This window comes from Egibacteraceae bacterium (genome assembly GCA_040905805.1).
In the GTDB taxonomy this organism is placed as follows: domain Bacteria; phylum Actinomycetota; class Nitriliruptoria; order Euzebyales; family Egibacteraceae; genus DATLGH01.
This window is the reverse complement of sequence record JBBDQS010000097.1, coordinates 1-10536: the sequence shown is the minus strand read 5'-3', so window position 1 is coordinate 10536 and position 10536 is coordinate 1. Positions and strand designations below refer to the sequence as shown.

Here is a 10536-nt window from a genome sequence, read left to right as displayed (position 1 = left end):
CCCCAGCAGGCCACCGCACCGCCCTCGCGCAACGCGCACGTGTGCGCTGCACCTGCGGCCACCGCGACCGCATCCGTCAGTCCCTCCACCGCAGTGGGTGTGCCGGTGACGTCGTCCGGACCCGGGCCGCGCCCCCAGCAGACGACGCCGCCATCACCCAGCGCGCACGCGTGCAGGTGACCGCCGGTCACCGCGACGGCGTCGTCCACGCCCTCGACCGCGACCGGCGTAGCACGGTCGGTGGTCGAGCCGTCGCCGAGTTGTGCGAAGGGGTTGGCTCCCCAGCAGGCCAGGGTGCCGTCTTCGCGCAGCGCGCACGTGTAGGCCTGGCCGGCACTGACGGCGACCGCGTCGTCCAGACCCTCGACCGCGACCGGCGTATGGCGGGCGGTGGTCGAGCCGTCGCCGAGTTGTCCGGAGCGGTTGGCCCCCCAGCAGGCGACACCACCGGCGTCACGGACCGCGCAGGTGTGCGCCATCCCGGTCGTGACCGCGACCGCGTTGTCCAGCCCGTCCACCACCACCGGGGTGGGACGTGGGTCGGTCGTGCCGTCACCCAGCTGTCCGTTGCCGTTTGCCCCCCAGCAGGCGACGGCGCCGCCCGCACGCAGCGCGCAGGTGTGACTGCCGCCCGGGCTGACGGTGACCGCATCGCCCAGTCCCTCGACAGCGACTGCTTGCGGCACCGCGACGCTCGTGCCGTCACCGATCTCCCCGAACTCATTCGACCCCCAGCACACCGCGTCGCCCCCTGCACGCAACGCGCACGTGTGGCCCCCGCCGCCGGTCACCGCCACCGCGTCGTCCAGTCCGTCCACCGCGACGGGCGTGGTGCTCAACGCGGTGGTGCCGTCGCCGAGCTCGCCGGAGTTGTTGAGCCCCCAGCAGGCCACCGCGCCGCCCTCGCGCAACGCGCACGTGTGATGGATGCCACCGGTGACCGCGACCGCGTCGTCCAGCCCCTCCACCGCCACCGGCGTGGCACGGTAGCTGGTGCTGCCGTCCCCGACCTGCCCCACGTCGTTGTTGCCCCAGCAGGCGACGGCGCCCCCTTCGCGCACGGCACACGTGTGACCGGCGCCCGCGGACACCCCGGTCGCATCGGTCAACCCCGCCACTGCGACCGGGGTGTCCTCGTTGCCGCTGAAGGTGCCGTTCCCGAGTTGGCCGGCTTCGTTGTTGCCCCAGCACGCAACCTCGCCACTCTCGCGCAAGGCGCACACGTGGCGGAACCCCGCGGAGACCGCCACCGCGTCCGACAGCGCTGCCCCTGGCCGCCATCCGACCCCGCCGACCGCCGTCGGGGTGGGGCTGCCGACTCCCCAACACGCCACAGTGCCGTCCGCACGCAACGCGCACGAGTAGCGTCCCCTCGCGGTCACCCCGACCGCGTCGTCCAACCCGTTCACCGTGACCGGCGTGTGGCGGTCGGCGCGCGTCCCGTCGCCGAGTTCCCCCTCCGGAGTGGACCCCCAGCAGGCGACCGTGCCGGCCGCACGCAGCGCGCACGTGTAGGCCTCACCGGCGCTGACCGCGACCGCGTCGTCCAGCCCGTCCACCGCGACCGGAGCAGTGCGGCCAGTGGTGGTCCCGTCACCGACCTCCCCTGACGAGTTGGCCCCCCAGCAGGCGACCGTCCCGCCCTCACGCACCATGCACGTGTGGTCGACGCCCGCGCTGATGCGCCCCTGCGTGCCGGCGTCAGCGCCGGCCACGCCAGCGGGCATCCGCTGCGAACCGTCGGCATCCGCACGCTCCTCCTCCGCGTCGGTGCCCGCACAACCCCCGAAGGCGAGCGCGAGGACCAGCAGCGCGAGCGCCCGTAGCGGTGCCCGCATGCCCCTGACGCTTCGGATTGCGTGCTGCGAATGGGTCATCATCGCCATCCCCCTTCGTGCGTCACGTTGCCGCCGAGCTCCTACGCCACCCCAACGGGTGGGAGCGGTCGGTGGTGGTGCTTGCTGTCGTCACTGGTCGGTCCGGATCACGTCTGCCGGCGTGGGGCGATCGGTGCTGGTGCCGTCCCCGAGCTGGCCGAACACGTTGCCCCCCAGGCGACGCTCCCGCCCTCGCGCAGCGCGCACGTGTGCAGCGAGCCGGCCGCCAGCGCGACCGCGTCGTCCAGCCCGTCCACCACCACCGGGGTCGTGCGCTCCACCGTCGTGGCGTCCCCGAGGGGGCCGGACTCGTTGGCCCCCCGGACTACGGTCATCGAACATGACAGCCCCGCCCGAAGTGCGAACCACATAGGTCCATTACATGAGTAATGAACTATGGAGGCCGGCCGAGGTCAAGCACTTTCCCGAGTGCCGTGCCAGAACCGCTTCGCCGTCGCCCCGCTCTGCGGGTCGGGGTGCCCTCGAAGCCGTCGACCAGGCCCGGAACCTTGACGCTGGCTAACGTATGGCCTCTCCCCAGGGAGGGAGGCCATGCCCCGCAAGAGCCCATACACCATCGAACTCGCAGCGGACGAACGCGCCAAGCTTGAGGCACGCGCCCGCACGTATACGTTGCCGTATCGCGACGTGATGCGGGCCAAGATCGTGCTGTACACCGCCCAAGCCCAAAGGCTGCGCAATGACGAGATCGCCGCCCGGCTGGACACCCGCCGCGAGGTCGTGTCGAAGTGGCGCAAACGCTTCTACGAGCAACGCCTGCCACCCGACTCTGCCCCCCGCCGCCAGCCGCACCATGCGTGTCGAGCACGAGTACGACCGCGGCGGGGCCCTTTGCTACCTGGCCGCCTGGGACGTGCACCGCGCCAAGATCTTCGGCCGCTGCGAGGACACCAGCGGCATCGCCCCGTTCATGACCTGGTCGACCAGGTCATGACCACCGAGCCCTACGCGTCGGCACACAGGGTTCGTCTGGGTCGTCGACAACGGCTTGTCCCACCGCGGCCAGGCGTCCATCGACCGGCTGCGCGACGCCTACGACAACGCCCACCTGGTCCACCTGCCCGTCCACGCCTCCTGGTTGAACCAGGTGGAGATCTCCTTCTCGGTGATCCAGCGCACGGTAGTGGAAGTTCACCCGCCACGACCTCGACCTGCTCGTCAAACGCCTCGCTGTCCACGAGCCTCTCTCTGCCGCGGCATGAGCGATACGTGCGCGAACTTCCGTGCCAGACCACTCACTTAGGGCTCCAGGCGCGCGAGCAGGTCGGGCTCGGAGGGGTCGACGTAGCGCAGCGCCTCGACCGACCCGAAAGACCGGTCAGCCGACACCAGGGCACGCGCGCCGCGGCGTAGCGCAGCGGCGGCCAGGACAGCGTCGAACGCACCGAGTTCGTCGTGCCGCTCGAACAGGTCGAGTCCGTCGCGCAGGTCGTCCTCGTCCACGACGACGAGTGGTCGCAACAGTTGGCCGAAGTCCCTGGCGAGGGCGCCGGCGTCCGAGCGCGCACGGCGTCGAGCGCGGACGTGCGCGAACTCCTGGAGGACCTCGGGGGTCGTGGAGGCCCGCAGCCTCCCCTCTCGCAAGGCGGCGATCAGGTCACGGCACGGCTGTCTGAGCGGATGCTCGGCTCCCACGGCGTATACCAGCACGGTGGTGTCGAACAGGATCATCCGCGGCGGCCGCGCAGCTGCTCCAGCTCGGCACGCAGCGCTTGGATGTCGGGCACCGGCATCGGCGCGGCGTCGAGGATGCGCTGACCAGCCGCCTGACGCTCCTCGGCGGTGGTCGGGTACACGGCGTCGAGGGCGTCGCGCACCAGCACGGCCACAGCGACCCCCCGCCGGGCGGCCTCCGCTTCCAGCCGGCGGTGTCGCTCCTCGTCGATGAGGACCTGCAGGCGACGGGTCAACATGCTCCTACTGTAGCATGCTCATGCTTCCCGCATGTCAAGTAACGCCGCCAGCGTCAGCCGGGCCGCCAGCGGTTAGAGTTTGGTAACCTAACCATGTGGCTGACGAACTACTGCAGTCGAGCGCGTCGCACACCGTCGCGCGGTTGTCGCGACTGGTCGAGCGGGCACTGGACAAGACGGGGCTGACGCTGCCGCAATACCGGGTGCTGGGCTTCCTCGCGCGGGGGCCGGAGGCTGCCGCCCGCCTGGCCGAGCGTCTGACGGTCTCCCGGCCCACCCTGACCGGCGTGGTCGACGGGCTGGTGGTCCAGGGCCTGGTGGCGCGCACCCGCGACGACGTCGACCGGCGGCGGGTCCACCACGCGCTCACCGCCGAGGGACACGCTGCCCTGGCGACCGCCGACGAGGTCGTCGGCGAGCGCCTCGCCGGGCTCCTGGAGCCCCTGCCCGCCGCCAGCCGCGCGGCCGCCACCGCCGGCCTGCGCGCCCTCGAGGAGGCACTGGACATCGACCGCGACCGCCGGCTGGGTCCGACGTGACCTCCGCGCTGGAACGCGACCTGGCCAGCCTTGTCGGGGGTGACGGCACACGCGATCGCCCGTTCGAGCCCGTCGCCGCGACGCCGCGCTACGCCCCGCCCCCCGCGTTCGTGGACCCCGACCGCACGAAGGGGTGGCTGCGGCGCGTCTGGCCGCTGGTCGCCGCCCGCAAGCGCACGCTGCTGATCGCCCTGGGGTGCGCGGTCGTGGCCATGGGTGCCCAGGTCGCCGCGCCGCGGGTCATCATGGCCGCGATCGACGACGTGCTCGTGCCCGGGCAGACCGGCCTGGCGCCCTACGTCTGGGCCCTGCTGGGCCTCGCGGTCGCCCGGGGCGGGTTCACCTGGTTCCAGCGCTCCAGCCTCTTCCGCTTCTCCTTCGACCTCGAGTCCGACCTGCGGGTCCTGCTGTACGCCCACCTCGGGCGGATGCCGTTCCCCTTCTACGACACGGTGGACTCCGGGGAGCTGATCTCGCGAGCCAACAGCGACGTGCGGGCCGTGCAGCTCTTCCTGAGCTTCGCCCCCCTCATGGCCATGCACCTCATCGGTCTCGGGATCGCCATCGGCCTGATGGTGGCGGTGCACGTCCCGCTCACGCTGGTGGCCATCGCGCCGCTGCTCGGGGTGCTGGTGGCGGGTGGGCGGATGCGCCAGCTGCTGTCGCCGCTGTCCTGGCTCGTCCAGTCCCGCCAAGCCGAGGTCGCGGGTGTGGTCGCCGAGAACGTCTCCGGGGTGCGCGTGGTCCGGTCGTTCGCCGCGGAGCAGCAGCAGGTCAACGCCCTCGCTCGCGCCGCGCGCCGGCTGCGGTGGGCCAGCATCCGCCAGCTCGACGTGCGCGCGGCCTACGCCCCGGTCATCGAGAACCTGCCGCGTATCGGGATCGTGCTCGTGCTCGGCTACGGCGGCTGGCTGGTCGTCCAGGACCAGATCACCGTCGGCGCCGTGGTGGCCTTCTCCGCCTACGTCGGTTTGCTGCAGCCGCCGTTTCGCATGCTCGGATCGATCCTCCTCATGGCCCAGCGGGCCAGCGCCTCGGCCGGGCGGGTCTACGAGCTGCTCGACCGGGAGCCCTCGATCCGCGACCGCGACGACGCGGTCGTGCTCGACGCCCCGAAGGGAGCGGTCGCCCTGCGGGGGGTGCGCTTCGGGTACGACCCCGAGCATCCGGTCCTGACCGACGTGCACCTCGACATCGCGCCCGGCGAGACGGTCGCCCTGGTCGGGCGGACCGGGTGCGGCAAGTCCACCGTGGCCCGCCTGCTCGCCCGCCTCTACGACGTCGACTTTGGCGCGGTCCTCGTGGACGGCCACGATGTCCGCGACGTCTCCCTGCCGAGCCTGCGGGCCGCCGTCGGCGTCGCCTTCGACGAACCCTTCCTGTTCTCCGGTTCGCTGCGCGACAACCTCGCCTACGCCCGGCCGGGCGCGACCGAGGAGGAGATCCTCGCCGCCGCGCGGACCGCCCAGGCGGCGGCGTTCATCGAGGCGCTGCCCGGCGGCCTGGACACCCGGGTCGGTGAGCGCGGCTACACCCTGTCTGGCGGGCAGCGCCAGCGGGTCGCGCTGGCCCGGGCACTGCTCGCCGATCCCGCCGTGCTGGTCCTCGACGATGCGACCAGCGCCATCGACGCCGTCGTCGAGGATGCCATCCACCGTGGCCTGCGGACCCGTTCGGGGGCGCGGACCACGATCCTGATCACCCATCGGCTGTCCACCATCGACTTGGCCGACCGGGTCGTGCTCATCGAGGACGGCCGCATCGTGGTCAGCGGCGACCACCGCGAGCTGCTGGCCACCGAGCCGCGCTACGCCCGGGTCCTGGACCGCGACCCCGCCCCGGAGCGGAGATCATGAGCGCGCACTTCGGCGGGATGAGCGGCATCGCCGGGCAGGGCGCGTTCGGCGCGTCGCGGCGGGCCAACCTGCCGTTCGCCGGGATCCCCGAGGAGCTGGAGGAGGCCGTCGAAGCCGAGCTCGCCCGCGAGCCCGAGCACGACGTCGACGCCCCCACGTTCAGCCAGCAGCCCCCCGAACGCCGCCCGCTGTCGGTGCGCCAGCTCCTCGCCCCCCAGCGCCGGGCCCTGGCCGCGAGCGGGGTGCTCGTGCTCCTGGAGACCGCGGCGACCCAGGCCGGGCCGCTGCTCCTGCAGATCGGCATCGACGAGGGCATCCGACCCGGCGACCTGCGGGTGCTCTGGGCCGTGTGCGCGGTCTTCCTCGGGCTCACCCTGGTCGGGTGGCTGCTCGGCTGGGCGCGGGCACGCTGGACCGCCCGGATCGGGGAGCGCTCGCTCGAGCGGTTGCGCCGGCAGGTCTTCGCGCACCTGCAGCGGCTGTCGCTGGACTACTACGAGCGCGAGCCGGCTGGTCGCATCATCAGCCGGATGACCAGCGATGTGGAGGCGCTGACCCAGCTGTTCCACGAGGGACTGATCCAGTTCATGGCCCAGAGCCTCGTGCTCGTCGTGGTCACCGTCGCGCTCTTCGTCCTGAACCCCGCGCTGGCGGCCCTCACCCTGCTCGCCGTCCTGCCCGTCATGGGGGTGCTGACGGTGTGGTTTCGGGGGCGGTCCGACGTCGCCTACCGGCGGGTGCGCGACCGCATCGCCGACGTGGTGGCGCACCTCGCCGAGAACCTGTCCGGCGTGCGCGTCGTCACGGTCCACAACCGCCACCGCCACAACGTCGTCGAGCACCGCAACGTCGTCGGGGCCTACCGTGACGCCAACGACGCGACCGCGCGCCTGGCGGCCACCTACAGCGGTGGCAGCGAGTTCGTCGGGATCGCCGGGCAGGCCTTCATCCTGGCGGTGGGCGGCGGGATGGTGCTGCGGGGCACCCTGACCGTCGGCGTCCTGGCCGCGTTCGTCCTGTACCTCGGCCAGCTGTTCGCGCCCATCCAGCAGCTGGTGCAGGTCTACAACTCCTACCAGCGGGGTCAGGCGGGGATGTCCTACCTGCGCGGCGTGCTCGCGCAGGAGCCCGCCGTGCCCGAACGGCCCGACGCCGAGGCGCTGCCCGCGGTGGCCGGCGACATCCGCTTCGACCGGGTGACCTTCGCCTACCGGACGGGCGGTGCGGTGCTGCACGACGTCGACCTGCACGTCGCGCCGGGCGAGACCGTCGCGCTGGTCGGACCGACCGGCGCGGGCAAGTCCACGATCGTCAAGCTGCTCGCGCGCTTCTACGACCCGACCGGCGGTGCGGTCCGCCTCGACGGCCACGACCTGCGCGGCGTGACCTTCGCCTCCCTGCGCCGCCAGCTCGGGACCGTGCCGCAGGAGCCGTTCCTGTTCGCCGGGACGATGCGGGACAACATCGCCTTCGCCCGGCCCGACGCCACCGACGACGAGGTGTGGCAGGCCTGCGAGGCGGTCGGCCTCGACATGCTGGTGCGCCGGCTGCCCGGCGGCCTCGACGCCCCCTGCCACGAGCGGGGGGTGACGCTGTCGGCGGGGGAGCGCCAGCTCCTGGCGCTGGCCCGGGCGTTCCTCGCCCGGCCACGGGTCCTGATCCTCGACGAGGCGACCTCCAACCTGGATCTCGCCACCGAGGCGCAGGTCGAGCGGGCGCTCGACACCCTGCTGGAGGGACGCACCGCGATCCTGATCGCCCACCGACTGGCGACCGCGATGCGGGCGGACCGCATCGCCGTGGTGCACGACGGGCGCATCGTCGAGCTCGGCAGCCACGACCAGCTGGTGCGCCTCGGCGGGCGCTACGCCAGCCTGTACGCCGCCTGGTCGAACACGGAGCGGTAGAGCGCAAGGGGCCTCCGCGGTGGAGGTCCAGGATAAGAGCGCGCGCCAATAGGTGACGGTGGCTGGGGTCAGGTGCGGGGCCATCCTTCGGCGGTCTCGGCCTGTTCCACGGCGAGCTGGTGCAGCTGTGTGACCAGTTCACGGAGCCGGCGGGCGTTGTCGAACCAGGGCTGGTAGCGGGCGACCTGGTCGGCGTTGAGTGAGCGGGTGACAGTCTTGCCGTCGACTTTGCGGGTCCACGCCGGGTAGGGGCCGTGCAGCTGCGGAGGGTCGGCGCGGCAGCGGCAGGTGCGGTTGGCGCAGCGGTTGTGGCGGGTGACCAGGCTGCCGGGCAGCGGCGGGCCGGCGGCGAGCAGCGCGGCGATCTCGGCGGTGATCTCGGCGCGGCGCTGCTCGGCGGCGCGGCGGCGCGACTGGTCGGGTCGGGCGGACATCCCACACCTCCAGGGTCGCCTCCAGCATACTTGTGAAGTATTGCTACTTCACGATCGTGGAGGGCGTTCGTGCAAGCGTTGCACCCCCGGGTGGTCGACGCGGTCTGGGCCGCGGTCGAAGGACTGCTGCCCCTCCCAGTCGACGACCACCCGTTGGGCTGCCACCGGCCCCGCATCCACGACCGGATCTGCTTCGAAGGGATCGTCTACCGGCTGGTGCTGGGCTGCTCGTGGACCACCGCCGCACGGCTGCTCAAGACCAGCGCGACCACCCTGCGGCGCCGCCGCGACGAATGGATCGCCGCCGGGGTGTTCGACGCGCTGTGCGACCAGGCGCTGGCCGGCTACGACCGCGTCAAGGGGCTGGACCTGTCGGAGGTGTCCATCGACGGCAGCCTGCACAAGGCGCCGTGCGGCGGCGAGGGCACCGGACGAAACCCCACCGACCGGGGCAAGCTCGGCTGGAAGTGGTCGCTGGCCACCGACCGCGACGGCATCCCGATCGGCTGGGCCATCGACGGCGCCAACCGCAACGACATCAAACTGTTCGAACCCACCCTGAACGCCATCGAGGGCCGGGGACTGCTTACCGAGATCGAAACACTGCACCTGGACCGCGGCTACGACGCCGCCGGCGTCCGCGAACTGTGCGCCACGTCGGGGATCACCGACGCCGTCATCGCCAAGAAACGCAAGCGCGGGGAAGGAAAGAACGTCACCGAGCGCACGACGGAGGACAAGGACAACGACGACAAGGACGAGCAGCGCACGGCCAACGCCCCGAGCAAGGGCAACGCCCGGAGCAAGGGCAACGGCGACAAGCAGTCGCTGGGACTCGGGCTGCGTTGGGCGGTCGAGCGCAGCAACTCGTGGTTCTCCAACTTCGGTCAGCTGCGGCGTAACACCGACCGGAGAACCATCCACCGCATGGCCCAGATCGCCCTGGCCGTCACGCTCATCCTCACCGTCAAGCTCTTCAAGTGGGCTGACCGGTGGAGCCCCGCTGCGACCCCGACCTGACCCGACCGGCGCCTTCTCCCCCTACTCCCCACCGCCAAGCCCCGGCCCCTCACCTCAGCGCTGTAAGCGCGCGCACGCCGTCACTTCCCAGCATGTTCGCCGAGAGCGCAGCCACTCTCGACATACCCCTGACGCCGACACGGACCTGCCCTCTCAGCGCCGCCCCGCGCGCCCACCTACACGCACACCAACCCGCCGAATCCCGGCCCTCCCAGCCACCTATCGGCGCACGCTCTAAGCATGAACGCACGCGTCCGACTGATCGCCCGCCGCGGCTTCGGATTCCACTTGGCCGGCGCCATCGCCGCCCTCGTGCTCCAATCCTGCGGGCCAATCCAACTCAAACTGGAGCACGAGAAGCACACCAACCCTGATCTACCATCAGTAGCTGAGAGACCACGAATTCTGAACGGCCTGGGCTTTGCAGTCGCAATGTGGCAGACTGCCCCCCCTTGGATCGGGGGTAGCCGGACCGTCGGTGGGACACGGTACTAGGGTGTTTGCTCGACAGGCCGCGCGATGTTGGTGACGGACTGCTGGGTCGGGTTCACCCCGGACAGGGGGTTGTGGAATGGTTGCAGTCGGGTGTGCGGGTCGGCCGTGGCGGGTCCTCAGCGCAGGCGTGGCGCTCAGCGTTGCGGTGACGTTGCTGGCGTTGCCACTACCCGCCAGCGCGCAGGACAGCGAGTGTGCGCCGGCTCCGTTCACCGACCGCGAGTTGATTCCCGAGGTGCACCGGGGCAACGTCGACTGCGCGTGGAACCATGACATCGCCGGTGGGTTGGCTGACGGGTCCTACCAGCCGGCGGGTCTGGTACGCCGCGACCAGATGGCGGCGTTCATCGTGCGGACGCTGCGCGCGGCGGGCCTGGCCGGCCGTTTCCCCCAACCATCCGAGCAGGCGTTCACCGATCTTGACGGCAACGTCCACGCCGCCGACATCGGGGTCTTGACCGCCATCGAGGTCAC

11 protein-coding genes are annotated in these 10536 nt (G+C 71.8%); 6 read left to right on the top strand and 5 right to left on the bottom strand.

Annotated features, from left to right (window positions below; genetic code table 11):
* Positions 1-1838: hypothetical protein (locus WD250_10965; protein ID MEX2620726.1), on the bottom strand; the 1838-nt coding region annotated here is incomplete at its 3' end.
* A 146-nt stretch (positions 1839-1984) separates the two neighbouring features.
* Complete coding sequence (locus tag WD250_10960) at positions 1985-2212, bottom strand: RCC1 domain-containing protein (GenBank protein ID MEX2620725.1); 228 nt, start codon at positions 2210-2212, stop codon at positions 1985-1987.
* A 479-nt stretch (positions 2213-2691) separates the two neighbouring features.
* On the opposite strand from WD250_10960, the gene WD250_10955 reads away from it, so the two are divergent.
* Positions 2692-2832 (top strand): hypothetical protein, encoded by a 141-nt coding sequence (locus tag WD250_10955; protein ID MEX2620724.1) that lies wholly within the window; start codon positions 2692-2694, stop codon positions 2830-2832.
* A 305-nt stretch (positions 2833-3137) separates the two neighbouring features.
* Here WD250_10955 and WD250_10950 read toward each other — a convergent pair whose 3' ends face one another.
* Entirely contained in the window at positions 3138-3569 is a 432-nt protein-coding gene (locus tag WD250_10950; GenBank protein MEX2620723.1) for a PIN domain-containing protein, read from the bottom strand.
* Positions 3566-3811: a hypothetical protein gene (locus WD250_10945; protein ID MEX2620722.1), complete on the bottom strand. Its 246-nt coding sequence runs from the start codon at positions 3809-3811 to the stop codon at positions 3566-3568. The genes WD250_10950 and WD250_10945 overlap by 4 nt, the downstream gene beginning before the upstream one ends.
* Positions 3812-3906: 95 nt before the next feature.
* Here WD250_10945 and WD250_10940 point away from each other — a divergent pair, with 95 nt between their 5' ends.
* The 3 genes from WD250_10940 to WD250_10930 are packed head-to-tail and all read left to right on the top strand — an operon-like array spanning position 3907 to position 8113.
* Positions 3907-4350: a MarR family transcriptional regulator gene (locus WD250_10940; GenBank protein MEX2620721.1), complete on the top strand. Its 444-nt coding sequence runs from the start codon at positions 3907-3909 to the stop codon at positions 4348-4350.
* Positions 4347-6206: an ABC transporter ATP-binding protein gene (locus tag WD250_10935; GenBank protein MEX2620720.1), complete on the top strand. Its 1860-nt coding sequence runs from the start codon at positions 4347-4349 to the stop codon at positions 6204-6206. The genes WD250_10940 and WD250_10935 overlap by 4 nt, the downstream gene beginning before the upstream one ends.
* A complete protein-coding gene (locus tag WD250_10930; protein ID MEX2620719.1) occupies positions 6203-8113 on the top strand; it encodes an ABC transporter ATP-binding protein in 1911 nt (636 codons plus the stop codon). The genes WD250_10935 and WD250_10930 overlap by 4 nt, the downstream gene beginning before the upstream one ends.
* A gap of 68 nt (positions 8114-8181) precedes the next feature.
* Here the strand turns inward: WD250_10930 and WD250_10925 are convergent, their stop codons facing one another.
* Positions 8182-8547: a DUF6788 family protein gene (locus tag WD250_10925; GenBank protein MEX2620718.1), complete on the bottom strand. Its 366-nt coding sequence runs from the start codon at positions 8545-8547 to the stop codon at positions 8182-8184.
* A 69-nt stretch (positions 8548-8616) separates the two neighbouring features.
* Here WD250_10925 and WD250_10920 point away from each other — a divergent pair, with 69 nt between their 5' ends.
* A complete protein-coding gene (locus tag WD250_10920; protein ID MEX2620717.1) occupies positions 8617-9567 on the top strand; it encodes an IS5 family transposase in 951 nt (316 codons plus the stop codon).
* A gap of 571 nt (positions 9568-10138) precedes the next feature.
* Positions 10139-10536: hypothetical protein (locus WD250_10915; protein MEX2620716.1), on the top strand; the 398-nt coding region annotated here is incomplete at its 3' end.